This is a genomic window from Hydrogenophaga crocea, assembly GCF_011388215.1.
Lineage (GTDB): Bacteria > Pseudomonadota > Gammaproteobacteria > Burkholderiales > Burkholderiaceae_C > Hydrogenophaga > Hydrogenophaga crocea.
Genome location: NZ_CP049989.1, coordinates 284,411 through 309,610, shown reverse-complemented (window position 1 = coordinate 309,610; position 25,200 = coordinate 284,411). Strand labels below are relative to the sequence as shown.

19 protein-coding genes are annotated in these 25,200 nt (G+C 70.6%); 3 read left to right on the top strand and 16 right to left on the bottom strand.

What is annotated here, in order from left to right; translation table 11 throughout:
• The first annotated feature begins 2 nt into the window (after positions 1-2).
• Complete coding sequence (locus G9Q37_RS01420) at positions 3-1,004, top strand: cytochrome d ubiquinol oxidase subunit II (RefSeq protein WP_166223480.1); 1,002 nt, start codon at positions 3-5, stop codon at positions 1,002-1,004.
• Here G9Q37_RS01420 and G9Q37_RS01415 read toward each other — a convergent pair.
• From G9Q37_RS01415 to G9Q37_RS01345, 15 genes are all read right to left on the bottom strand, one after another.
• Entirely contained in the window at positions 995-1,738 is a 744-nt protein-coding gene (locus G9Q37_RS01415; protein ID WP_166223477.1) for a response regulator, read from the bottom strand. The genes G9Q37_RS01420 and G9Q37_RS01415 overlap by 10 nt on opposite strands.
• The gene (locus G9Q37_RS01410; protein ID WP_166223474.1) at positions 1,719-4,394 is read right to left on the bottom strand and encodes a sensor histidine kinase; all 2,676 of its coding nucleotides are present in this window, start codon (positions 4,392-4,394) and stop codon (positions 1,719-1,721) included. The genes G9Q37_RS01415 and G9Q37_RS01410 overlap by 20 nt, the downstream gene beginning before the upstream one ends.
• 27 nt (positions 4,395-4,421) lie before the next feature.
• The gene (gene kdpC / locus G9Q37_RS01405) at positions 4,422-5,012 is read right to left on the bottom strand and encodes a potassium-transporting ATPase subunit KdpC (protein ID WP_166223471.1); all 591 of its coding nucleotides are present in this window, start codon (positions 5,010-5,012) and stop codon (positions 4,422-4,424) included.
• Positions 5,013-5,022: 10 nt separating this feature from the next.
• A complete protein-coding gene (kdpB, locus tag G9Q37_RS01400; RefSeq protein WP_240936603.1) occupies positions 5,023-6,990 on the bottom strand; it encodes a potassium-transporting ATPase subunit KdpB in 1,968 nt (655 codons plus the stop codon).
• 83 nt (positions 6,991-7,073) lie between these two features.
• Complete coding sequence (gene kdpA / locus G9Q37_RS01395; RefSeq protein WP_166223465.1) at positions 7,074-8,783, bottom strand: potassium-transporting ATPase subunit KdpA; 1,710 nt, start codon at positions 8,781-8,783, stop codon at positions 7,074-7,076.
• 191 nt (positions 8,784-8,974) lie between these two features.
• Positions 8,975-10,258, bottom strand: coding sequence for a guanine deaminase (guaD, locus tag G9Q37_RS01390; protein ID WP_166223462.1), 1,284 nt, complete (start codon positions 10,256-10,258; stop codon positions 8,975-8,977).
• Positions 10,259-10,322: 64 nt separating this feature from the next.
• A complete protein-coding gene (locus tag G9Q37_RS01385) occupies positions 10,323-11,420 on the bottom strand; it encodes a BMP family ABC transporter substrate-binding protein (RefSeq protein ID WP_166223459.1) in 1,098 nt (365 codons plus the stop codon).
• 96 nt (positions 11,421-11,516) lie between these two features.
• Complete coding sequence (locus G9Q37_RS01380; RefSeq protein ID WP_166223456.1) at positions 11,517-12,488, bottom strand: carboxypeptidase-like regulatory domain-containing protein; 972 nt, start codon at positions 12,486-12,488, stop codon at positions 11,517-11,519.
• Positions 12,489-12,599: 111 nt separating this feature from the next.
• Positions 12,600-13,604, bottom strand: coding sequence for an adenosine deaminase (locus G9Q37_RS01375; protein ID WP_166223453.1), 1,005 nt, complete (start codon positions 13,602-13,604; stop codon positions 12,600-12,602).
• Between the two features lie 8 nt (positions 13,605-13,612).
• Positions 13,613-14,617 carry an aromatic ring-hydroxylating oxygenase subunit alpha gene (locus G9Q37_RS01370; RefSeq protein ID WP_166223450.1) on the bottom strand — a complete coding sequence of 335 codons (1,005 nt, stop codon included), beginning with the start codon at positions 14,615-14,617 and terminating at the stop codon, positions 13,613-13,615.
• 65 nt (positions 14,618-14,682) lie between these two features.
• The gene (locus G9Q37_RS01365; RefSeq protein ID WP_166223447.1) at positions 14,683-15,828 is read right to left on the bottom strand and encodes a BMP family ABC transporter substrate-binding protein; all 1,146 of its coding nucleotides are present in this window, start codon (positions 15,826-15,828) and stop codon (positions 14,683-14,685) included.
• A 51-nt stretch (positions 15,829-15,879) separates the two neighbouring features.
• Positions 15,880-16,800, bottom strand: a complete 921-nt coding sequence (locus G9Q37_RS01360; RefSeq protein ID WP_166223444.1) for an ABC transporter permease — start codon at positions 16,798-16,800, stop codon at positions 15,880-15,882.
• Positions 16,801-16,802: 2 nt separating this feature from the next.
• A complete protein-coding gene (locus G9Q37_RS01355) occupies positions 16,803-17,861 on the bottom strand; it encodes an ABC transporter permease (RefSeq protein ID WP_166223441.1) in 1,059 nt (352 codons plus the stop codon).
• Positions 17,848-19,416 (bottom strand): ABC transporter ATP-binding protein, encoded by a 1,569-nt coding sequence (locus G9Q37_RS01350; RefSeq protein WP_166223437.1) that lies wholly within the window; start codon positions 19,414-19,416, stop codon positions 17,848-17,850. Before G9Q37_RS01350 ends, G9Q37_RS01355 begins: the two co-directional genes overlap by 14 nt.
• Positions 19,413-20,372 carry a LysR family transcriptional regulator gene (locus G9Q37_RS01345; RefSeq protein ID WP_166223434.1) on the bottom strand — a complete coding sequence of 320 codons (960 nt, stop codon included), beginning with the start codon at positions 20,370-20,372 and terminating at the stop codon, positions 19,413-19,415. The genes G9Q37_RS01350 and G9Q37_RS01345 overlap by 4 nt, the downstream gene beginning before the upstream one ends.
• A gap of 94 nt (positions 20,373-20,466) precedes the next feature.
• Between G9Q37_RS01345 and xdhA the strand changes: the two genes are divergently transcribed.
• On the top strand, positions 20,467-21,948 hold the full coding sequence (xdhA, locus tag G9Q37_RS01340) for a xanthine dehydrogenase small subunit (protein ID WP_166223431.1): 1,482 nt from the start codon (positions 20,467-20,469) through the stop codon (positions 21,946-21,948).
• A complete protein-coding gene (gene xdhB, locus G9Q37_RS01335) occupies positions 21,945-24,245 on the top strand; it encodes a xanthine dehydrogenase molybdopterin binding subunit (RefSeq protein ID WP_166223428.1) in 2,301 nt (766 codons plus the stop codon). Before xdhA ends, xdhB begins: the two co-directional genes overlap by 4 nt.
• Before the next feature lie 7 nt (positions 24,246-24,252).
• On the opposite strand, the gene G9Q37_RS01330 is transcribed toward xdhB, so the two are convergent.
• On the bottom strand, positions 24,253-25,200 hold the full coding sequence (locus G9Q37_RS01330; RefSeq protein WP_166223425.1) for a hypothetical protein: 948 nt from the start codon (positions 25,198-25,200) through the stop codon (positions 24,253-24,255).

Here is a 25,200-nt window from a genome sequence, read left to right as displayed (position 1 = left end):
CCATGAGCTGGGCCGAATTCCTCCCCCTGTTCTTCATGGCCGTGATGGGCCTGACCCTGCTCGCCTACGTGGTGCTCGACGGCTACGACCTCGGCGTGGGCCTGCTGCTGCCGCTGGGCCGCGACGCGCTGCAAAAGGACGTGATGATCAGCAGCATCGGTCCGTTCTGGGACGCCAACGAAACCTGGCTGGTGCTGGGCGTGGGCGTGCTGCTGGTGGCCTTCCCCAAGGCGCATGGCCTGGTGCTGCAGGCGCTGTACCTGCCGGTGGCGGTGATGCTGATCGGCCTGATCCTGCGCGGTGTGGCCTTCGACTTCCGCGTGAAGGCGCCCACGCGCTACCTGCCGTTCTGGAACGGCGCCTTCTTCGTGGGCTCGCTCATGGCCACCATGGCGCAGGGCTGGATGCTGGGCAGCTACATCACGGGCTTCGACAACGGCGGCCTGGGTCTGCTGTTCAGCCTGGGCATCGCGCTCACGCTGCCCGCGGCCTACGTGCTGCTGGGCGCGGGCTGGCTCATCATGAAGACCGATGGCGCGTTGCAGCAGCAGGCGGTGCAGTGGGCGCGGCGCGTGATCTGGCCCATGGGCCTGGCGCTGGTTGCGATCTCGGCCGCCACGCCGCTGGTGAACCCCGCGGTGGTCGGCAAGTGGTTCGGCGTGCCCGAGATCTTCGCGCTGTTCCCGGTGCCGCTGATGTGCGCGGCCGCCTTCTTCGCGGTGCACTGGGTGGTCACGCGGCCGGCGCTGGTGACCGCGGGCTACGGCTGGCTGGTGTTCGTGAACACGGTGCTGATCTTCGTGCTGGCCTTCTTCGGCCTGGCCTACAGCATCTTCCCCGACATCGTGATCGGCCGCCTCACGGTGTGGCAGGCCGCGGCCGCCACCAACTCGCTCACCATCATCTTCGTGGGCGTGGCCATCACGCTGCCGGTGATCGTGGTCTACACGCTGTTCATGTACCGCGTGTTCTGGGGCAAGGCGCGCGCGCTGAGCTACAGCTGACGCGCGCCGGGCTTGTCCGTGAGAACGAAGCGCAGGCCCACGCCAGGCTCGGTGATGAGGTAGCGCGGCATCGAGGCGTCGTCGCCGAGCTTGTGCCTGAGCTTGGACACCAGGATGCGCAGGTAGTGGGCGTCATCGGCGTGCGTGGGGCCCCACAGCGCCTTGAGGATCTGGCCTTGCGTGATCAGCCGCCCAGGCTGCCCGGCCAGCAGCGCGAGCAAGGCAAATTCCTTGCGGCTGAGCGCCACGGGCAGGCCATCGAGGTGGACCTCGCGGCCCGCGAGGTCGACGCGCAGGTGACCGTCGTCGAGCACGGCCGCCGCCTCGCGGCCGGGCCGGGCACTTCGCAGCGAAGCGCGGATGCGCGCCATCAGCTCGTCCACCCCGAAAGGCTTGGTCATGTAGTCGTTGGCCCCGCCATCGAGCAGCGCGACTTTCTCGGCCTCGTCGGCACGCACCGTGAGCACGATCACGGGCACATCGGACCACTGCCGCAGTTCCGCGAGCACCTGCCGGCCGTCGCGGTCGGGCAGGCCCAGGTCGAGCACGACCAGATCGGCGCCCTTGCTGGCCAGCGCGGTCAGCCCCTCCTGGCCGGTGGCGGCCAGCAGCGTGGCATAGCCTTGCGAGCGCAGGCTGATGTCGACGAACTTGCGGATCTGGGGCTCGTCATCCACGATGAGGATGCGTGCGGGCGGCGCGGCCGTCGCGGCATCAGCTGGCGTTGCTGTCATGGGCCGGGCTTTCTGTGGTTGGATAACTGCCCCAGGGCAGGCTCAGGCGAACGGTGGTGCCCAGGCCCTCGGGTCCCGGCAGCGCTTCGACGCTGCCCATGTGCGCGCCCACGATGCCCTGCACGATGGTGAGTCCGAGGCCGGTGCCGTTCTTGCCCCGGTCGCCGCGCTCCACGCTGTAGAACATGTCGAAGATGCGCCGGCGTTCGGGCTCGGGAATGCCGGGCCCGCGGTCCGAGATGTCGACGCGAAGCCGGCCGTCGTCGGTGCGGCGGACCCGGACGCGCACCGCTTCGCCCGGCGGCGAGAACTTGGCGGCGTTTTCCATCACGTTGAACAAGGCCTGTTCGATGAGCGCGGGATGCACGTGGATCGGGGGCAGGCCGGGCTCGATGTCGTGCTCGATGCGGACCGCCGGCTCGTAGCGCTGCAGGCGCCGCGAGGCCGAGCCCACGAGCTCGTCGATGCCGATCCAGTCGCGCGTGAGCGTGAGGCCCTGCTGGCCGAGCCGGGTCATGTCGAGCAGGTTCTGGATGTAGCGGTCCAGCCGCTCGCCTTCCACATGGATGGTCTCGAGCAGGCTGTGCCGGTCGGCCGGTCCCATGTCCTTGCCGTAGCGCATCAGGCTGTCCGCCGCGCCGATGATCGACGACAGCGGCGAGCGCAGGTCGTGCGACACCGACGACAGCAGCGCCGAGCGCAGCCGCTCGGTCTCGCCCGAGACGCGCGCCGCCTCGAGCTCGGACACCAGGCGCGTGCGCAAGGCGGCCTGGCCGATGTCTTCCACCATGCGCTCGGCCAGCCGGCGCTGCTCAAAGGACAAGCGCCCCATGGCCGCCGGAAACCGCAGGCCGACCACACCGAGCGCTTCCTTGTCCGCGCCCAGCGGCAGGAACCACCATGCGGCGCTCGAGAGCGTGTCGGTGTAACGCCCGCTGGCCTGGCCGTTCTGCTGTGTCCAGTCGGCGGCCGTGCGGTCCTTGTCGCTGAGCTGCGTGTCTGCGGCGGCCGGGCCGCTCTGCTCGCCGATGCGGATCCAGGCCTCGGCCTGCAGGGTCGAGCGCAGCACCGACGAGCCCGCCGTGATGACCTGTCCGAGGTCGGCGGCCTGGGCCAGTTGCCGGCCCAGGCTCTGCATCGCCGTGGCGTGCGCGTTCGACGCACGCAGCGCCACCACCTGCATGCGCAGCCGCGAGGCGAGCCGCCCCGCGATCAAGGCCGCCGCGAGGAAGAGCAGCACGGTGGCGACCCCGCGCTGTGCGCTGATCAGCAAGGTGAGCCGGGGCTCGATGAAGAAGAAGTTGTAGGCGAGAAAGCACAACACGGCGGTGATCACGGCCGAGGTCATGCGCGTGCGCGAGGCCACGAGCGTCACGGCGACCAGGAAGATCAGCGAGAGGTCCTGCAGATCGAGCAGGGCCTCGGCCAGGGCCGCCGCGCCGGTGGCGATCACGCTGGCGCCCGCGATCAGCCAGGCCTCGCGACGCCACAGGCCTTCACCGGAGCGACCGGGCAGCCGCTGCGCGCGCTGCCGCGCCAGCGGGGTGCCGACGATGGTGAGTTCGTAGCGTGCGCCCCGCTGCAGCAGCTGCTGCGTCAGGGTGCGGTTGAAGATGCGCGCGATGGGCCGCTCGCGCGTGCGCCCGATGACGATGGAGCGCGCGCTGCGCACCGCCGCCGCGTCGAGGATGGCCTGGGTGACGTCGGTGTTGTGCAGCACCTCGGTCTCGCCGCCGAGGTTGCGCGCGAGCGCGAAGGCTTTGTCGATCTCCAGGAGCGCGGCGTCGGCCTGGCGGCCGGTCTCGACCGTCACCACCGACCAGGGCGCGCCGCGGCGTTCGGCCATGCGCGCACCGGCGCGCACCAGGTACTCCGAGTGGCCGCGGCCGTCGATGGCGATCAGCACGTGGCGCTGCAGGGCGAGGCCTTCGAGCCCGCGCGCGACGCGCGTCTCGCGCAGGTCGGCGTCCACGTGCTGGGCCACGGTCTGCATCGCCAGTTCGCGCAAGGCGGTCAGGTTCGAGGGCGAGAAGAAGGCCTGCAGCGCCTGGGCGGCCTGATCGGGCAGGTACACCTTGCCCTGGTTCAGGCGCTCGATGAGCTCGCGCGCGGGCAGGTCGACGAGGCGGATGTCGCGCAGGCGCTCGAACACCGCGTCGGGCACGGTCTCGCTGACGCGCACGCCCGTGACCTGGTGCACCACGTCGTTGAGGCTTTCCAGGTGCTGGATGTTGACCGTGGTGTAGACGTCGATGCCCGCGTCGAGCAGTTCCTCCACGTCCTGCCAGCGGCGTTCATGGCGGCTGCCGGGCGCATTGCGGTGCGCGAGCTCGTCGACCAGCGCGATCGCCGGCTTGCGCGCCAGCAGGCCGTCGAGGTCCATCTCTTCGAGCGCACGGCCCTGGTAGGCCAGTTGCCTGCGCGGCAACAGCGGCAAGCCCTCGACCAGGCCCTGCGTCTCGCTGCGGCCATGCGTTTCCACGATGCCGATCACCACGTCCACACCCTGGCGGTGCAGTTCGCGCGCGCGCGCGAGCATGGCGTAGGTCTTGCCGACGCCGGGCGCCGCGCCCAGGAACACGGTCAGGCGCCCGGCGGTCTGGCGCTGCAGTTCGCCCAGCAGGGCGTCGGCTTGTTCGGTGTGTTCGGCGCCCATGGCCCGCTTCGGTCTGATCGCGGCCGATTATGGGTGAAGGGCGTCGAGCGCCAGGTTGAGTTCAAGCACGTTGATGCGCGGCTCGCCGAGCAGGCCGAGCTGGCGCGGTTCGGTATGCCGGTCGACCAGCGCCTGCACCACCGCGGGTGCGAGCCCGCGCACGCGCGCCACGCGCGCCACCTGGATCGCCGCGGCCGCCGGGCCGATGTGCGGGTCGAGCCCGCCGCCCGATTGCGTGACGAGCTCGCCCGGCACGGCGGCCGCATCGACGCCCTCGCGCGCAGCCACGGCCCTGCGCGTTTCGTCGATGCGCTGGCGCAGCTCGGGGTTGGTGCGCGCCTGGTTGCTGCCCGAGGCGGCCATGGGGTTGAAGCCGGCGGCCGATGGGCGCGGCTGGAAGTAGCGCGCATCGCCGAAGGGCTGGGCCACCAGCGACGAGCCCAGCACCCGGCCGCCGCGCTCGATCAGGCTGCCCTTGGCCTCTTGCGGGAACAGCGCCTGCCCGAGGCCGACGCCGACCAGGGGGTACAGCAGACCGAAGCCCAGCAGCGAGACGACGGCAAGGCCGATGGCACCGCGCAGCAGACCGCGATCGGAAGGGGTGATGTGCGACGACATGGTCGGCTCCTCAAAGCGTGAACAGGGCGGACAGGACGAGGTCGATCAGCTTGATCGCGATGAAGGGCAACACCACGCCACCGACCCCGTAAATCAGCATGTTGTTGCGCAGCAGCTGCGTCGCGCCCGACGGCTTGAAGCGCACGCCGCGCAGCGCCAGCGGGATCAGCAGCGGAATGACGATGGCGTTGAAGATCAGCGCCGACAGCACCGCGCTGGCCGGGCTGCCGAGCCGCATCACGTCGAGCGCGGCCATCTGCGGGATCGCGGCCGCGAAAAGCGCCGGCAGGATCGCGAAGTACTTGGACACGTCGTTGGCCAGCGAGAAGGTGGTCAGCGCGCCGCGCGTGATGAGCTGCTGCTTGCCGATCTCCACCACCGCGAGCAGCTTGGCCGGGTCGCTGTCGAGGTCGACCATGTTGCCCGCCTCCTTGGCGGCCTGCGTGCCGGCGTTCATCGCCAGGCCCACGTCGGCCTGGGCCAGCGCGGGCGCATCGTTGGTGCCGTCGCCCACCATGGCCACCAGCCGCCCGCCGGCCTGCTCGGCGCGGATGCGCGCGAGCTTGTCCTCGGGCCGGGCCTCGGCGATGTAGTCGTCCACCCCGGCCTCGGCCGCGATGTGGGCCGCCGTGAGCGGGTTGTCGCCCGTGATCATCACGGTCTTCACGCCCATGGCGCGCAGCCGCGCAAAGCGCTCCTTGAGGCCGTGCTTGATCACGTCGGACAGCTCGATGACGCCGAGCACGTGGCGGCCATCGCTGACCACCAGCGGCGTCGCGCCCTTGCGCGCCACGCTGCTCGCGCGCACCTCGAGCTCGGTGGGGACGGCGCCGCCCTGGGCCTGCACGTGACGCGCGATGGCGTCCATCGCGCCCTTGCGGATGCTGCGGCCCCCGGGCAGGTCCACACCCGACATGCGCGTCTGCGCCGAGAACGGAACGAAGTGCGCGCCCGCTGGCCCGTCGAGCGTCTCGTCCTTGCCGCGCGCCAGCCGCACGATGGACTTGCCCTCGGGCGTCGGGTCGGCCAGCGAGGCCAGCAGGGCGGCCTGGCGCAGCTGCGCGGCGTCCACGCCGGCCAGCGCATGGAAGGCGGTGGCCTGGCGGTCGCCATGGGTGATGGTGCCGGTCTTGTCCAGCAGCAGCACGTCCACGTCGCCGGCCACCTCCACCGCCTTGCCCGACTTGGCCAGCACATTCGCCTGCAGCGCGCGGTTCATGCCCGCGATGCCGATGGCGGGCAGCAGGCCGCCGATGGTGGTCGGGATCAGGCACACCAGCAGGGCAACCAGCAGCACCACGTTGACCGGCACGCCGACGAAGCCGGCGATGAAGGGCAGCGTCACGACCACGATCAGGAAGCTCAGCGTCATCACCCCGAGCAGGATGCCCAGCGCGATCTCGTTGGGCGTCTTCTGGCGGTTCGAGCCCTCCACCAACGCGATCATGCGGTCGAGGAAGCTGTGGCCGGGCTCGGCGGTCACGCGCACCACGATGCGGTCGGACAGCACCTGCGTGCCGCCGATCACGCCCGAGCGGTCTGTGCCCGCCTCGCGCAGCACCGGCGCCGACTCGCCGGTCACCGCGGCCTCGTTGATGGTGGCCAGGCCTTCGACGATCTCGCCGTCGGCCGGCACCGGCTGGCCTGCTTCGATCACCACGAGATCGCCGGGGCGCAGTTCGGCCGCGGGCACGCCGGTCTCGCGCCCGGCCGGGTCCAGCCGCCGGGCCATCAGGTCCTGGCGCGCGCGCCGCAGCGAGGCCGCCTGCCCGCGCCCGCGCGATTCGGCCAGCGCCTCGGCGAAATTGCCGAACAGTACGGTGATGAGCAGGATGCCGGTCACGGCCCAGCCGAAGCCCGGCTGCGCCCAGCCCGCGAGTGTGGCCACGGCGGTGACCAGCGTGCCGAGCCAGACCACGGCCATGACCGGGTTCCTGACCATGTGCCGCGGGGCGAGCTTGCGCACGGCGTCGAACATGGCCGTCTGCAGGCCACGGGCCTCGCGCCGCGGCACGGGAAGGGGATGCTGGAGGGACTTGGTGTCGTTCATGGCGGTTCTCCTCAACGCGCGACCAGGCTCAGGTGATCGGCCACCGGGCCCAGCACCAGCACCGGCATGAACTGCAGCAGCGTCAGGATGGCGATGACGGCGATCAGCGCGAGCGCGAAGGTGGGGGTTTCGATCTGCAAGGTGCCCGCGTTTTCCGGCGCCTGGCGCTTGCGCGCGAGCCGCGCGGCGATGGCCAGCGGAACGATCAGCGCGGGGTAGCGGCCGAGCGCGAGCACGGCCGCGCACGAGACGTTCCACCACACCGTGCCGTCGCCCAGGCCCTCGAAGCCCGAACCGTTGTTGGCGAAGGCCGAGGCGTACTCGTAGAACACCTGGCTGATGGCGTGGAAGCCGGGGTTGGAGTTGCCTGTGATGGCCGGCACTGCGAGCGTGAAGGCGGTCAGGCCCAGCAGCACCAGCGGCTGCAGCAGCACCAGCACGGCGAGCAGCTTCACCTCGGGCGCCTCGATCTTGCGGCCGAACAGCTCGGGCGTGCGCCCTGTCATCAGGCCCGCCAGGAACACGCCAAGCAGCAGGTAGACGATGAACTGCTGCAGGCCGCAGCCGATGCCGCCCCAGATCGCGTTGATCAGCATGTTGGCGATGGCGACCAGGCCGGTCAGTGGCGCGAGCGAGTCGTGCATGCTGTTGACCGAGCCGTTGGACGTCTGCGTCGTGACCGCGGCCCACAGGGCCGAGGCATCGGCGCCGATGCGCACCTCCTTGCCCTCCATCAGCGCAATGTCCTGCGCGGTCGCCGAGTGCGCCTCGGACCACAGCGCCAGGCCGGCCGACAGCAGCGACATCGTGAGCATGGTGCCGAACACCAGCGCGGCGAATTTGCGCCGCCCCGTGAAGGGGCCGACCATGAAGGCGACCGCGACGGGGATCAGCACGATGGCGAGCGTCTGCAGCCCGTTGGACAGCGGCGTGGGGTTCTCCAGCGGCATCGCGCTGTTCGGGCCGTACCAGCCGCCGCCGTTGGTGCCCAGCTGCTTGACCGCCACCATCGGCGCCACCGGCCCGAGCGGGATCTTCTGTTCCTTCATCGCCACCGTCGCATCGACCGGCGCCGCCACCGGGCCCGCCGCGAGCGTGGCCGGCACGCCCTGGCTGGTCAGCAGCACCGACCCCACCAGGCACAGCGGCAGCATGAAGCGCAGCGTGGGGCGGATCACGTCGGCCCAGTAGTTGCCCAGGTCCACCGGCGCGTCTTGCGCGCCTTCGGCCTGGCGGGCGTCGGCGTGGCGGCCGCCGAACAGGCCGCGCAGCGTAGCCGCGACCAGCGCCAGGCCCATCATCGGCGTGACCACCTGCAGCGCCACGATGGCCGTCGCCTGGGCCAGGTAGGACAGCTGGGCCTGGCCCGCGTAGTGCTGCTGGTTGGTGTTGGTCAGGAACGAGACCATGGTGTGCAGCGCCAGGTCCCAAGACATGTTGGGCGCCGCGTCGGGATTGAGCGGCAGCCAGGCCTGCGTCATGAGGATCACCCAGACGACCGCGCCCAGCACCGCGTTGCTCAGCAGAAAGGCCCCGGCATAAGCACGCCAGTCCATGCCGCGTTCGGGGTCGGTGCCGAGCAGCGCGTACAAGGGCCGCTCGAGCCAGCGGAACAGGCCGTCGCCGCGCATCGGCCCACCGCGCATGACCGCCGCGAGGTAGTGGCCCAGCGGCCAGCCCAGCGCGATCGCCAGCGCGAACACAAGAAGAAACACCACCATGTCGGACCCTCCAGTCACCGTCAGAACCCGCCCGGTCCCGGCGCCCGTTCGCACAGCGAAGGGCTCGGTCCAGGGCACGGTCTCAGTGTTCAACGGAGGGCCGTAAAGTCTCCATTCCGGATCGGGCGGCGCGCGTCAATTTCGCGTAAAGGCCGCCGACCGCGGCCATGGCGGCGCCGTGCCGCGCGCGGCTAGCGCCCCGCGATCACGGTGCGCTCCACCACGCGGTCATCGCCCAGCACGATCAGCGCGAACAGCAGTTCGTCGAGCGAGTGCGCCTGCGCCGTCTTGCGTGCGAGCAGGGGCGTGGCCTGCGGGTTCAGCACCACGAAGTCGGCCTCGCAGCCGGGCAGCAGGTTGCCCACCACGCCCTCGAGCCCGAGCGCGCGCGCCGCGCCCGCGGTGTGCTGCCACCAGAGCTGGGCGGGCGTGAGGCTCAGGCCGGGCTTGGTCTGGCCCTCGCGGCCCACCACATAGGCCGCGAGCATGGTGCGAAACGGGGAGAAGCTGGTGCCACCGCCCACATCGCTCGCCAGGCCGTAGCGCATGCCGGCGGCATCGGCCGCGGCGTAGTCGAAGAAGCCGCTGCCCAGGAACTGGTTGCTGGTGGGGCTCACGGCCGCCACCGTGCCGGTGCGCGCCATCAGCGCGCGGTCGGCGGCGCTCAGGTGGATGCAGTGCGCGTACACCGCGCGCTCGCGCAGCAGGCCGAAGTCGCCGTACACGCCGAGGTAGCTCGCGCTGTCGGGAAACAGCTCGGCGGCCCAGCGGATCTCGTCGAGGTTCTCGGCCACGTGCGACTGGATCCACACGTCCGGGTATTTCGCGGCCAGTTCGCCCGCGCCGCGCAGTTGCGCCGGCGTGCTGGTGGGCGCAAAGCGCGGGGTGATCGCGTAGCCCAGCCGGTCCACGCCGTGCCAGCGCCGGATCAGCGCCTCGGTGTCGATCAGGCTCTGCTCGGTGTGGTCGCGCACGCCGTCGGGGCTGTGGCGGTCCTGCAGCACCTTGCCGGTGATGAAGCGCAGACCACGCGCCTGCGCGGCTTCGAACATGGCGTTCACCGAGGCCGGGTGCGAGGTGGCGAAGGTGAGCGCGGTGGTGACGCCATTGCGCGCCAGCTCGTCGAGGAAGAATTCGGCCACGCCGCGCGCGTACGCCGGCTCGTGGAAGCGCGACTCGTGCGGGAAGGTGTAGTTCTCGAGCCAGGGCAGCAGGCCCGCGGCGGGCGCGCCGATCACGTCGGTCTGCGGGTAGTGGATGTGCAGGTCCACGAAACCGGGCGTGATCAGCCGCGGCCGCAGGTCTTCCACGGCGACACCGGGGAAGCGATCGATCAGCGCCGCGTGCGCGCCCGCGGCGCGCACCACGGCCTGGCCGTGGGCGTCGGGGCCCACCACCAGCAGGCCGTCTTCGTCGTACAGGGGTTGGCCGCTCGCGTCGTCGAAACGCAGCAGCCGGGCTCGGTAGGCTTTCATGGGGGCGAGCTTACCGGGCCGCCCCGCGAGCGCCATACGGCCACGCGGATGGCGGCCATGGCGCTCAGCGGGTGATGCCGCCCACCACACCCTCGGCGAGCCAGTTCATCTCGAGGATCTGCGCATCGCTCAGGCGCTGACCTGCGGGAATGGCGACCTTGCCCTCGTTGTCGCGCAGCGGCTGGCCCGCGGGCGCGGCGAACACCGGCAGCTTGCCCGCGGCCATGTCGGCCTGGCGCGCGTTCACCTCGTTCTGCACCGCCTCGGGCACCTTGCGGCCGAAGCCCTCGACGCGGATGAAGCCCGCGCCCACGCCGCCCCACACCTGCTCGCTGCGCCAGGTGCCGTCGAGCACGGCCTGCACACGGCGGGTGTAGTAATCGCCCCAGCGGTGCGTGACCGCCACCACCTGGGCGTCGGGCGCCACATTGCGCATGTCGGAGTGGTAGGCCACCGCGAGCCTGCCGCGCTCCTGCGCCGCCACCATCACCGCCGTGCTGCCGGTGTGAAAGGCCAGCACCTCGGCGCCCTGGTTCATCAGCGTCATGGCGGCGTCGCGCTCGCGCGGCGGGTTGAACCACTCGCCCAGCCACACCACCTTCACCGTGGCGCGCGGGTTCACCGAACGCATGCCCAGCGTGAAGGCGTTGATGCCCTGGATCACCTCGGGAATGGGAAAGCCCGCCACGTAGCCGGCCTGCGTGGCCATGCGGCCCGCGGCCACGCCCGCGAGGTAGCGTCCTTCGTAGTAGCGCGCATTGGCCGTGGCCACGTTGGGCGCGGCCTTGTAGCCCGTGATCGACTCGAACCTCACGTTCGGGAAATCGCGCGCCACCTTGAGCGTGGGCTCCATGTAGCCGAAGCTGGGCGTGAAGATGATGTGGTGGCCTTGCTGCGCGAGGTCGCGGATCACGCGCTCGGCGTCGGCGCCCTCGGGCACGTTCTCGACGAAGCGGGTCTGCACGCGATCGCCCAGCGCGGCCTGCACCGCCTGGCGGCCCAGTTCGTGCTGTCGCACCCAGCCAGCGGGCGTGAGCGGCGTGACGTAGACGAACGCGGCCTTCACCGGCGGCTTGACCGGCTCGGCCGGCGACAGGGGGGAGAAAAACAAGGCGGCCAATGCCGGCGCGAAGGCGCGCCAGGCCGCGAGGTTTTTGTACATGGTGTTCCTCTACATGGCTTCCGGTGAACAAAAAACGCGAGCCGGGGAAGCACCGGCTCGCGCGGCGCGAATTGTAGGCGAACGGTGTTCAGGCCTTCACTGACGCAGGAAGTCGAGTCCGCCCACATCGACCCCGAGCACGTTCACATTGCGCAGCGCCGGAACGTAGGCGCAGCCGGGGCACAAGGGGTCGGACGGGGCCACCGTATACGTGCCATCGGGCACCACGAGGCCGTATTCGCCTTGCGCGTTGACCGCGCGCACCAGCGGTGAGGTGCCACCGCCAAGCGTCATCCACTCGGCAGTGCTCGGCAGTCCGCTGGATGCCCAGCTCACGCGCCCGGACAGGCGGTGCGCGGGTGCCTCGAAGTCGACGCCCGTCACGTCGGCGGCCACGATGTTCACCGTGCGCGCGGCGGGCTGGAAGCCGAAGGGCAGCGCGCCGGACGCTGGTGTGGCGGTGTACTGACCGGGTGGCAGGCAGCTCACGGTGTAGCCGCCTTGCGCGCTGCCGCTGGCGGGTCGGCCAGTGGCGCCCACCGGACCGCTCAGGTCCACGCGGACGCCGCTTTCAAGCTCGCCGATGCCCCACGCACCATCGTCGGTGATGACCCGTCCCGAGAGCGTGAACGACGGACCCGTCTTGTCGATCGACGCCTGGGCCGTGCCGCTCAGGCCGGCGGGACCGGTGGCGGTCACGGTCACGCGGTTGGTGCCCATCTGCAGCGGCACGGTGGCCGTCCACCGGTGATCGTAGAGCGGCACCAGCAGCCCGGTCTGCACGGTCTGGCTGGCCGTACCGGTCGCGCCCGTGGTGTCGTTGCGCCAGGTCACCGTCACCGCCGTCATCTCCGCAGCCGTGCCGCCGCAGCAGTGCCAGAAGGTCGGGCTGATGAAGGCCTCACCCGAGAGCAGCACCTCGTTGCAGACGGTGGCGCTCACCGCGGGCGGGTCGATGCTCACCCAGCCCGTGGGCGCAGGCGGTGTGTACGGAAGGCCGCCGTCGCCGCCACAGGAAAGCAGCAGCACGCAACAGCACATGATCAGCAAGTCGGATGGACGACGCATCGCGGGGCTCCGGGATCGAATGCAGACGCGCCCAATCTAGGCCGCGGACAGCGCCCGTTGCTGATTTGCGTCAAACCCCAATCGCGCCCGCCTCGGCGCACGCGGCGGCGATCAGCCAGCCAGTGCCTCCACCCGCGCCAAGTAGCTTGCCCGCGTCGCGTCATCGATGAAGCTGGCTTCGAAGCTGTTGCGGGCCAGGGTGATCACCTGCTCGCGCGAGAGGTCCAGCGCCTGCACCGTCTGCACGAAGTTGGCGTTGAGGTAGCCGCCGAAGTAGGCCGGGTCGTCGCTGTTGACGGTGGCGCACAGGCCGGCGTCGAGCAGGCGCTTCATCGGGTGCTCGCGCAGGTCGTTCACCACGCAGAGCTTGAGGTTGGACAGCGGGCACACGGTGAGCGGCGTGCGCCGGCGCGCGAGCTCGGCCACCAGCGCCGGGTCTTCGAGGCTGCGCACGCCGTGGTCGATGCGCTCGGCCCGGAGATCGTCCAGCGCTTCCCGGATGTAGGCCGGCGGGCCCTCTTCGCCCGCGTGCGCGACGATGCGCAGGCCCAGCTCGCGGCAGCGCGCGAACACGCGCGAGAACTTGGACGGCGGGTGGCCGACCTCGCTCGAATCGAGGCCCACGCCGATGAAGTGCCCGCGGTAAGGCAGCGCGGCCTCCAGCGTGGCGAAGGCGTCTGCTTCGCTGAGGTGGCGCAGGAAGCACAGGATCAGCGCGCTCGTCATGCCGAACTCGGCCTGCGCCTTGTCGCAGGCGCGCCGCAGGCCCGCGATCACCACGCCGATGTCCACACCGCGCGCGGTGTGGGTCTGCGGGTCGAAGAAGATCTCGGCGTGGATCACGTGGTCGGCGTGCGCGCGCTGCAGGTAGGCCCAGGCCATGTCGAAGAAGTCGGCCTCGTGCAGCAGCACGCTCGCGCCCGCGTAGTAGATGTCGAGAAAGCTCTGCAGGTCGGTGAAGGCATAGGCCTGGCGCAGCGCGTCCACGCTGGCATAGGGCAGCGCCACGCTGTTGCGCTGCGCGAGCGCGAAGATCAGCTCGGGTTCGAGCGAGCCTTCGATGTGGATGTGCAGTTCGGCCTTGGGCAGGCGGGCGGCGAGTTCGGCGGGGGTCATGGGTGTGCTCAAAGGGTGCCCAGGGCGATGCCCAGGCGTTGCAGGTAACGGCGGTAGGCGCTGCTCACGCGATCGGCCGGGCCATGCACCTCGGTGACGGGCGCGGTGCGGCCGATGGGCAGGGCCTTGGGTTGCTGCGACTCGACCACCGGGCGGTCCTGCGCGAAGACCGCGTCCTGGAAAGCCACCAGGGACTCGGCGCTCGCGGGGTCGTTGTGCGTGGCCATGACGAACCAGGCGGTGCACGCCCCATCGCCATCGGGGCGGATGAACAGCGCAATGGCGTTGCGCACCGGGTCGCCCTCGCGCGCCTCCTTGCGCAGCACGGCCGCGAAGGGGTGCGGCACGGCGTAGGTGTAGTCGATCCAGGCGCCGCCCTCGGCCTCGGCATAGGCGCGCGGCTGCCAGGCGCGCGCCTGGACCACGCGCAGGCCCTGCGCGCCTTCGGTGACCTGGCCGGTCTGCACCTGGGCGTGGCCGCGCTCGCCCAGCCAGCCTTCGTGCACGAAGCCGAAGTGGCTCAGGTCGAGGAAGTTCTCGACCAGGCGAGGTGCGCTGGTGGCCACGGCATAGGGCCCGCACACCACACGCCGCCAGGCGGGGTCGTCGGCCTCGGGGAACGCGGGCGGCTCGGCCAGGGCCGCGTCGGCGCCGGCCTGCAGCCGCACCCACACCAGGCCGTGCCGCTCGCAGGCCTCGAACACCTGCGCGGCATGGCCCGCGGGCGGGCGGAAATCGGGCGCGGCGGGCACGTGCTGGCACTGGCCCGCGGCCGCGCCGCCGGCGAACTGCCAGCCGTGGTACGGGCATTCGAGCCGCGGCCCGTTCACCGTGGTGAGCACGCGACCCAGCGAGAGCCGCGCCCCGCGGTGCGGGCAGCGGTCGGCCCAGGCGTGCACCGCACCGTGGTCGCGCCACAGCACCAGCGGCTCGCCGAGCAAGGTCACCGCGATCGGCGCGTCGCGCAGCGCGTGCGCGTCGAGCACGGGGTGCCAGAGTTGTTTTTCGAGCATGGGCACATTCCAACAAAAAAAGCTGCCCGAAGGCAGCTTTCTTGCAACGCGGCAGGAAGCCCCTTTTACTGCGGGACCTTGCCTTCCACGCCCTTGACGTAGAACTTGATGCCGCCCAGGAAGGCGTCATCGGCCTTGGCGCCCTTGGCCAGCACTTCCTTGCCCGACTGGTCCACGATCGGGCCGGTCCAGGGGTGGAAGCTGCCGTCCTTGAGGCCGGCCTTGATGGTGTCGATCTTGGCCTTGACCTCGGCGGGCACGTCGTCGGCGATCGAAACCATGTCGATCGCGCCCTCTTTGTGGCCCCACCACACGCCGCCCGTGCTCCAGGTGCCTTCCAGCGCGTCCTTGGTGGCCTTGATGTAGTACGGACCCCAGTTGATCACGGCCGAACCCAGGTGGGCCTTGGGGCCGTAGGCGGTCATGTCGGAGTCCCAGCCGAAGGCGCGCTTGCCGGCCTTCTCGGCGGTCTGCAGCACGGCCGACGAGTCGGTGTTCTGGAACAGCACGTCGGCGCCGCCGTTGAGCAGCGAGGTCGCGGCTTCGGTTTCCTTCGGCGGGTCGAACCAGCCGTTGACCCACACCACCTTGGTCTTGACCTTGGGGTTCACCGATTGCGCACCCAGCGTGAAGCTGTTGATGTTGCGGATCACCTCGGGGATGGGGATGGAAGCGACCACGCCCAGGGTGTTGCTCTTGGTCATCGCGCCCGCGATCACGCCCGCCATGTACGCGCCTTCATAGGTGCGGCTGTCGTAGGTGCGCATGTTCTCGGCGGTCTTGTAGCCGGTGGCGTGCTCGAACTTCACGTCCTTGAAGTCGGCCGCGACCTTGAGCATGGGCTCCATGTAGCCGAAGGTGGTGCCGAAGATCAGCTTGTTGCCGTTGGACGCCATGTCGCGGATCACGCGCTCGGCGTCGGCGCTCTCGGGCACGCTCTCGACGAAGCTGGTCTTGATCTTGTCGCCGAACTCGGCTTCGAGCGCCTTGCGGCCGTTGTCGTGCGCGAAGGTCCAGCCGCCGTCGCCCACCGGGCCCACGTAGGCGAACGCGATCTTCAGCGGCTCGGGCTTGGCGGCCGCGGCTGGCGCGGGCGCCGGGGCGGCGGGCGCGGCGGCCTCTTCCTTCTTGCCACAGCCGATCAGCACGGCACCGGCCACGGCGCTCAGCGCCACGGCCTTCATCAGGGATCTCTTGTTCAGGTCGGTCATGGATGTCCTCGGGTGTCTCGGAGGGGTGGGGGGTATCGGAAGCAAAGCAAATTATGAACCGGGATAGAACGGCTTCCCGATGGAGGAAGGCATGTTCACGCGGATCCAGGTCGGGTTGCGCGAGATCAGCACCAGCACCACGATGGTCGCCACGTAGGGCAGCATGGTGAGGAACTGGCTGGGCACCTGCACGCCGATGGCCTGCAGGTGGAACTGCAGCATGGTGACGCCGCCGAACAGGTAGGCCCCGAGCAGCACGCGCGCGGGCCGCCAGGTGGCGAAGGTGGTGAGCGCGAGCGCGATCCAGCCCTTGCCGGCGATCATGCCCTCGACCCAGAGCGGCGTGTACACGGTGGACACATAGGCCCCCGCGAGGCCGCAGAGCGCGCCGCCCGCCATCACCGCCATGAGGCGGATGCGCCGCACCGGGTAGCCCAGCGCGTGCGCCGATTCGGGGCTTTCGCCCACGCTGCGCAGCACCAGGCCGGCGCGCGTGCGGTACAGGAACCAGATCAGCCCGAGCGCGATGCCCACGCAGGCGTAGACCATGGGGTGGTGGCGGAAGAACGCGGCGCCGAAAAAGGGCAGATCGGCCAGGCCCGGGATGGCCCAGCGCACCTGCTCGGGCAGGGTCTCCTGCACGTAGCGCGCGCCCGCAAAGGCCGAGAAGCCACCGCCGAACAGGCTCAGCGCCAGGCCGGTGGCGTACTGGTTGGTGTTGAGCCAGATCACCAGCACGCCGAAGACGGCCGCAAGCAGCGCGCCCGCGCCCATGCCCGCGGCAAAGCCCAGCCAGGTGCTGCCGGTGTGCACCACGGTGGCGAAGCCCGCGAGCGCGGCGCACAGCATCATGCCCTCGGCGCCCAGGTTGACGATGCCGGCCTTCTCGTTGATGAGCAGGCCCAGCGAGGCGATGGCCAGCACGGTGCCCGCATTGAGCGTGGCGGCCAGCAGCAGTGCAAACGGTTCCATGCTCAACCCTTCTTCCAGCGCACGCGGTACGCGATCAGCGTGTCGCAGGCCAGCAGCGAAAACAACAGCAGGCCCTGGAACACACCGGTGATCGATTTGGGCAGGCCCAGGCGCGACTGCGCGAGCTCCCCGCCGATATAGAACATGCTCATGAGCAGGGCCGAGAACACGATGCCCACCGGGTGCAGCCGCCCCACGAAGGCCACGATGATGGCCGCGAAGCCGTAGCCCGCGGGCACGTAGGGCGTGAGCTGGCCGATCGGGCCGGCCACCTCGAAGGCGCCCGCCAGGCCGGCCGCGCCGCCCGATACCAGCAGCGCCACCCACAGCGCCTTGCGCGAGGAAAAGCCCGCGTAGCGAGAGGCCATCGGCGCCAGCCCGCCCACGATCTGCGCGTAGCCCGACACGGTGCGGAACAGGAACAGCCACACGCCGGCCACGCCCAGCAGCGCGAACAGCAGGCCGATGTTCACGCGCGAGCCGTCCATGAGGCGCGGCATCTGTGCGACGCGCTCGAAGGTCTTGGTCTGCGGGAAGTTGTAGCCGCCCGGGTCTTTCCAGGGGCCGTAGACCAGGTAATTGAGCACCTGCACCGCCACGTAGACCAGCATCAGGCTCACCAGGATCTCGTTGGCGTTGAAGCGGTCGCGCAGCAGCGCCGTCAGGCCCGCCCACAGCATGCCGCCCACCATGCCCGCGAGGATCACCGCGGGCACGATCCACGCACCGGTGGTCTTGTCGGCCATGAGCGCCACGCCGCCCGCGAAGATCGCGCCGATGATGTACTGACCCTCGGCGCCGATGTTCCACACGTTGGAGCGGAAACACACCGCCAGGCCGAGCGCGATGATGAGCAGCGGCGTGGCCTTCACCAGCAGCTCGGAGATCGCGTAGCCGCTCTTGATGGGCTCCCAGAAGAACACCTGCAGGCCGCGCACCGGGTCCTTGCCCAGCACCTCGAACAGCGCGATGCCGATCAGCACCGTGATGAGCAGCGCCAGCAGCGGCGACGCGTAGCCCCACAGCGCCGAAGGCTGGGGCCGGACTTCAAGCCGCAGCATGGGCGGTCTCCTGGTTGTTGTTCTGGTCGGCGTCCCACAGGCCCGACATCCATTCGCCGATGCGCTCCACCGTGGCGTCGGCGCGGTCCAGGCTGGGCGACAGGCGCCCCTTGGCGATCACGTGCAGGCGGTCGCAGATCTCGAACAGCTCCTCGAGCTCCTCGCTCACCACCAGCACCGCGCAGCCGGCGTCGCGCAGCGCCAGCATCTCGCCGCGGATCTGCGCGGCCGCGCCCACGTCCACGCCCCAGGTGGGCTGGCTCACGATCAGCAGCCGCGGTTTCGCCTCGATCTCGCGGCCCACAATGAACTTCTGCAGGTTGCCGCCCGACAGCGACTTGGCCGCCGCGTTGGGCCCGTTGGCCTTGACCTTGTAGCGCTCGATGATGTCCTGCGCCTGGCGCTTGAGCGCGCCCACGCGCACCCAGCCGAGCGCGCCCACCGCGTCGCGCCGCGACAGCAGCAGGTTCTGCGCGAGCGACAGCGTGGGCACGGCGCCGCGGCCCAGGCGCTCCTCGGGCACGAAGTGCAGACCGAGCGCGCGCCGGCGCGCCGGCGGCAGGCGCGACACGTCCTGCGCGGCGGCGCCATCGCCGGCCGCGGTCATCTGCACGCTGCCGGCGGGGGCACGCATGTCTTCGCCCGAGAGCGCGCGCAGCAGCTCGCCCTGGCCGTTGCCCGACACGCCCGCGATGCCCACCACCTCACCCGCGCGCACGGTGAGGGCAACGTCCGCCAGCGCGGTGCCGAAGGGGTCGTCGCTGGCCAGCGTGAGGCCGCGCACCTGCAGCACGGGCGCGCCCGCGTGCAGCGGCCGGTGTTCGAGCTCGGGCGGCTCGGCGCCGATCATCAGCCGCGAGAGCGAGGCGTTGCTTTCTTCGCGCGGGTCGCACACGCCCGTGACCTGGCCGCCGCGCAGCACCGTGCAGGCGGTGCACAGCGCGCGGATCTCGTGCAGCTTGTGGCTGATGTAGAGGATGCTGCAGCCCTCGCGCGCGAGCTGGCTCAGCGTGCCGAACAGCTTCTCCACCGCCTGCGGCGTGAGCACCGAGGTCGGCTCGTCGAGGATCAGCAGCTGCGGCTGGGTGAGCAGCGCGCGGATGATCTCCACGCGCTGCATCTCGCCCACCGACAGCGTGTGCACCGGGCGCTCGGGGTCGATCGGCAGGCCGTACTCGTTGCCCTTGGCGCGGATGCGGGCCGCGACCTCGGCCAGCGACAGGCTCTTGTCCAGGCCCAGCCACACGTTCTCGGCCACGGTGAGCGTGTCGAACAGGCTGAAGTGCTGGAACACCATGCTGATGCCCAGCGCGCGCGCGGCCTGCGGGTTGCGCACCTGCGCGGGCTGGCCGTTGAACAGCACGCTGCCCTCGTCGGGCTTGACCGCGCCGTAGATTATCTTCATCAGCGTGGACTTGCCCGCGCCGTTCTCGCCCAGCACGGCGTGGATCTCGCCAGGCTGCACGGTGAGCGAGACACCGTTGTTGGCGACCACGCCGGGGTAGCGCTTGGTGATGCCTTCCAGTTGCAGGCGGGGGGTGGGGGAATTCGTCATGCGGCCTCGGCAGCGCGGGGGGCGGGCGACGCGCGCAGCGAGGCGGCGACGGACTTGATCTGCTCGCGCAGCCAGCGCGCCGCGTTCGAGGCGTGCGTGCGTTCGTGCCAGAGCTGGTAATACATCATGCGGGGGAACTTCAGGGGCGGGACAAGGATGGTGAGCGGCAGCACGCCGGTGTAGCGCTCGCAGTACTGGCGGCCGGTGGTGAGCACCAGCAAGCTGCCGGCCACCATGGCCGGGATCAGCCCGAAGTGCGGGCAGCGCGCGCTGATGCGCCGCGACAGGCCCTGGCTGGCCAGGTGGTCGTCGATGAAGCCGCGCGCGCCCGGGTGGGTGGGTGTGGGCGCGATGTGCTCGGCCGCGAGCCAGGCCGCCTCGTCCCAGCCGCGGCGCACCGCGGGGTGGTGGTTGGCCACCAGGCACACCACCTCGTCGCCGAAGAGGCGGCCCAGGTGCAGGTCGTCGGGCGGCTGCGGCCAGTTGCCGATCACCACGTCCACCGTGCCCTGGGCCAGGTGGTGGCGGTAGTCGGCGTCGCCCGAGAGCGGGTGGATGTCGATCGCACACTGCGGCGCCGCGGCCTTGATCTGCGTCACCAACTGCGGCAGGAACAACGGATCGAGGTAGTCGCTCGCGGCCAGGCTGAAGGTGTGGCGCGAGGTGGCCGGGTCGAAGGCGCGGGCGTCGGAGAACAGCACCTCGGCGCTGCGCAGGATGGCCGCGGCCGGCTCGATCATGCGCAGCGCGGCCTCGGTGGGCACCATGCCGGCGCCCGAGCGCACCAGCAGCGGGTCGCCCGCGAGCTCGCGCAGCTTCTTGAGCGCGGCGCTCACCGCGGGCTGGTACATGCCGAGCTTGATGGCCGAGCGCGACACGCTGCGTTCGGTGAGCACGGTGTGCAGCACGCGAATCAGGTGCAGGTCGATGCGATCGAACATGGGGCCGTATTTCATGACGGTCTCAGGCGCAGTGGCATCGTGGGGCGGGCATCGGCAACATATGCAAACCCATATGATGCCCTGAACCCTCCCCAGTATGCTGGCGCGCATGAGCCACCCCGCCTGCCAACCCCTCAGCTTCTGGCGCCGCGGCCAGCCCGTGACGCTGCCCGCCGTGCCCACCGACCGCACCCTGCTGCAGGTGCTGCGCGAAGACCTGCACTGCACCGGCACCAAGGAAGGCTGCGGCGAGGGCGACTGCGGCGCCTGCACCGTGGTGCTGGGCGAGGCGGTCGAAGGCCGGCTGCGGCTCAAGGCCGTGAACGCCTGCATCAAGACCGCGCACTCGGTGCAGGGCCAGGCCGTGTTCACCGTGGAAGACCTCGCCGGCGACGGCGGCGCGCTGCACCCGGTGCAGGAAGCCCTGGTGCAGTGCCACGCGAGCCAGTGCGGCTTTTGCACCCCGGGCTTCGTGATGAGCCTGTACGCGCTGTACGAAAACACCGGCGGCGGCCAGGGGGTGGACCGCGCCACGGCCCAGGCCGCGCTCTCGGGCAACCTGTGCCGCTGCACCGGCTACCGCCCCATCCTCGACGCGGCCGAACGCATGGGCGCCCTGCCCTGCCCGCCCGAACTGCGGCTCGACGAAGCGGCCGTGCTGCGCGGCCTGCGCACCCTGGGCCCGGCGCCCGAGGGCGGCTACCAGCGCCCGGCCACGCTCGAGGCCCTGCTGCGCGCGCGCGCCGCACGGCCCCAGGCCCAGGTGATCGCGGGCACCACCGACGTGGGCCTGTGGATCACCAAGCAGCACAAGACCTACACCGAACTGCTCGACGTGACCGGCGCGGCCGAGCTGCGCCGCGTGGAGACCTACCCGCACCACATCGCCATCGGCGCCGGCGTGTCGCTCACCGACGCATACGCCGCGCTGGTGGCCGAGCGTCCGCAGCTCGGCACCTTCGCACACCGCTTCGCGGGCCTGCCGGTGCGCAACGCGGGCACGCTGGGTGGCAACGTGGCCAACGGCTCGCCCATCGGCGACTCCATGCCGCTGCTGATCGCGCTGGGCGCGAGCGTGGTGCTGATGCGCTGGGATGCGAAGCGCCGCGCCATCGCGCACCGCGAGCTGCAACTCGAAGACCTGTACAGCGGCTACCGCCAGAACGTGATGCGCCCCGACGAGCTGCTGTGCTGGGTGAAGGTGCCGCGCCCCACGGCCGGCGAATTCCTGCGCGCCGAAAAAATCAGCAAGCGCTTCGAAGACGACATCTCCGCCGTCTGCCTGGCCGTGCGCCTGCACATCGACGGCGGCGTGGTGCGCGAAGCGTCCATCGGCGCCGGCGGCGTGGCCGCCACGCCGGTGCGTGCGCGCCAGACCGAGGCCGCGCTGCGCGGCCAGCCCTGGAACGCCGACACCGTGATGGCCGCGGCCGCCGTGCTGCGCGCCGAGTTCCAGCCCATCAGCGACATGCGCGCGAGCGCCGACTACCGCCGCGCGGTGCTGGGCAACCTGCTGCGCCGGCTCTGGCACGACCAGCAGGGCCTGGCGGCGCTGCGGCTCGACGCGCCCGACCTGGAGGCCCTGGCATGAATGCCCCCGAAGCCCTGCCCCTGAAAACCCCGGCCGCGGGCGTGTCGCGCGCCCACGAGAGCGCGCGCGCCCAGGTGGCCGGCGCCGCTCCCTACATCGACGACATCCCCGAGGTGCGCGGCACCCTGCACGCCGCGCCGGTGTGCTCGCCCGTGGCGCACGGCCGCCTGCTCGGCGTGGACACCAGCGCCGCGCTGGCCCTGCCCGGCGTGCGCGGCTTCGTGGGCGCCGGGCAGATCCCCGGCGACCCGGTGCTGGCCGCCTTCGCGCACGACGAGCCGGTGTTCGCGCGCGACACGGTGCAGTTCATGGGCCAGGTGATCGGCCTCATCGTGGCCGACGACGTGATGACCGCGCGCCGCGCCGCCCGGCTCGTCACGCCCCGGATCGAGGCGCTGCCGCCCGTGCTCACGGTGCACGAGGCGCACGAGCAGCGCAGCTACGTGCTGCCGCCGGTGCACGTGGCGCGCGGCGATGCGCAGGCCGCGCTGCGGCGCGCGAAGCACGTGCTCGAAGGCGGCTTCGAGGTCGGCGGCCAGGAACACTTCTACCTCGAAGGCCAGGTGGCCTACGTGCTGCCGCTCGAGCAGAACCAGTGGTGGGTCTACAGCAGCACCCAGCACCCGGGCGAGGTGCAGCACTGGGTGTCGCACGCGCTGGGCATCGCCAACCACGCGGTGACCGTGGAATGCCGGCGCATGGGCGGCGGCTTCGGCGGCAAGGAAACGCAGGCCGGCCACCTCGCGGTGTGGGCGGCCGTGGCCGCGAACCACCTGGGCCGGCCCGTGAAGCTGCGGCTCGATCGCGACGACGATTTCATGATCACCGGCAAGCGCCACCCGTTTGCCTACCAGTACCGCGTGGGCTTTGGCGACGACGGCCGACTCTGCGGCCTGCAGCTGCAGATGCTGGTCAACTGCGGGTTCAGCGCCGACCTCTCGGGCCCGGTGGCCGACCGCGCCATCTTCCACTGCGACAACGCCTACTTCCTCGAAGACGTGGCGGTCGACTCGTTCCGCTGCAAGACGAACACCCAGAGCCACACCGCCTTCCGCGGCTTCGGCGGGCCGCAGGGCGTGATCGCGATCGAGCGCATCCTGGGCGACATCGCGCGCCACCTGGGGCTGGACCCGCTGCAGGTGCGCCTGCGCAACCTCTACGGCATCGGCGAGCGCGACCTCACGCACTACGACATGCGCGTGGAAGACAACATCCTCGAGCCGCTGTTGACCACGCTCGCGCAGACCAGCCGCTACGCCGAGCGCCGCGCCGCGATCGACGCCTTCAACGCCCAGAGCCCGGTGATCAAGAAGGGCATGGCGCTCACGCCGGTGAAGTTCGGCATCAGCTTCACGGCCACGCTGTTCAACCAGGCCGGTGCGCTGGTGCATGTGTACACCGACGGCAGCGTGATGGTGAACCACGGCGGCACCGAGATGGGCCAGGGCCTGAACACCAAGGTGGCGCAGATCGTGGCCGACGAGCTCGGCGTGCCCTGCGAGCGTGTGCTCTGCACCGCGGCCGACACCAGCAAGGTGCCCAACGCGAGCGCCACCGCGGCCAGCAGTGGCACCGACCTCAACGGCCGCGCTGCGCAGTTCGCCGCGCGCCACGTGCGCGACAACCTCGCGGCCTTCGTGGCCGGGCTCGACGGCTGCGGTGCGGGCGCGGTGCGCTTCGCGCACGGCGAGATCCACACCCCCAAGACCACGCGCCGCTTCGAGGACGTGGTGGGTGCGGCCTATGCCAACCGCATCCAGCTCTGGAGCGACGGCTTCTACCGCACGCCCAAGATCCACTACGACAAGACCACGATGAAGGGCCGGCCCTTCTATTACTTTGCCTACGGCGCGGCCTGCAGCGAGGTGGCGATCGACACGCTCACCGGCGAGAGCCGCGTGCTCGCAGTGGACATCCTGCACGACGTGGGCCACAGCATCAACCCGGCGCTCGACATCGGCCAGATCGAGGGCGGCTTCGTCCAGGGCATGGGCTGGCTCACCACCGAGCAACTGGTGTGGAACGCCCAGGGCAAGCTGCAAACCCACGCGCCCAGCACCTACAAGATCCCCACCGCGGGCGACCTGCCGCCCCACTGGCGCGTGGACCTGTGGCCCGAGGCCAACCGCGAAGACAACGTGCACGGCAGCAAGGCCGTGGGCGAGCCGCCGTTCATGCTGGCCATCAGCGTGTACGAGGCGCTGCGCGACGCGGTGGCCCGCGCCGGCGGCCAGCCCGGGGCCATGGACGCGCCGGCCACGGCCGAGGAAGTGCTGAAGGCGCTGGGGAGGGGGTGAGGGCCGCTCAGGCTTTGTCGGCCTTCGCTGGCGTCGAGTACCAAGCCTTGATGGCCTCGGATGTGAACAGATTGCCAGACGTGTCGGTGTTCGGTGCATCCGCCACCTCGGGAAGCACCAAGCCAGCGCGATACCAAGCCTGACCGACGTTGGCGCGGACGAGGGAATGTTCTTCGAGCGCCCGGGTCAGCGCTGGATTGAAGCGGTCTTGCGCATCGGGGGCCCTCGCACGCGCTGCGCAATGGGCGTCGAACTGCTGCACCAGGGCTGACTCGATCATGCCGTGCGCTTCCATGAGCCTCAGCACATGGCGGGTGACTTTGTGAAAATCCGCCTCCTTGAGGTTCTCGTCAGTGACGAACCCCTGGATGCCGTCCTGGTAGGCATCCAGCGCCACGCTCACTCTGCGGTGGTTCTCTTCCAGGGCTGCTTGATCGGGCGCTTCTTCGGCGGCCACGCGAGGCATGGCGTATGCCTCCTCGATCTTGCGGGCCTTCTTCAACAGACGCTGGTCCAGGCGAGCCTTCTCAGCCCTGTCCTTCGGGCTGCTCTCGCTCATGGGCTGGCTCAAATCGCGCCCCAACTTCTTGAGGCGCTCGGCCTTCTCCTGGAACTTGGGGTCCGCCGGGGCGCTCTCGGTCTGGCCGACGGCCTTGGCCGCGGCTTCGAGACGGTCGTTCTCGACCTTCAAGGCCTGCCGCCTCAATTCTCCGGCCTTGGCCTGCTGCAGCACCCCTTTGCGCAACTGTCTGCGGCTGGGATCGATCCAGCGCTTGGGACCGCCATTGAAGATCTGCTGTTTCAAGTGGCGCGGCAGCAGAACCACGGCCTTGCCGACGCGCAAGCCGTGCTGCAGCACGTCCTTGGCGCCCCGGACCAGTTTGGCCGGCATGCCGCCAGGCAGATCGCGGGTCGGGATGTGCGGGTTTTTGTTCGTATAAAGGTGAATGGGCAT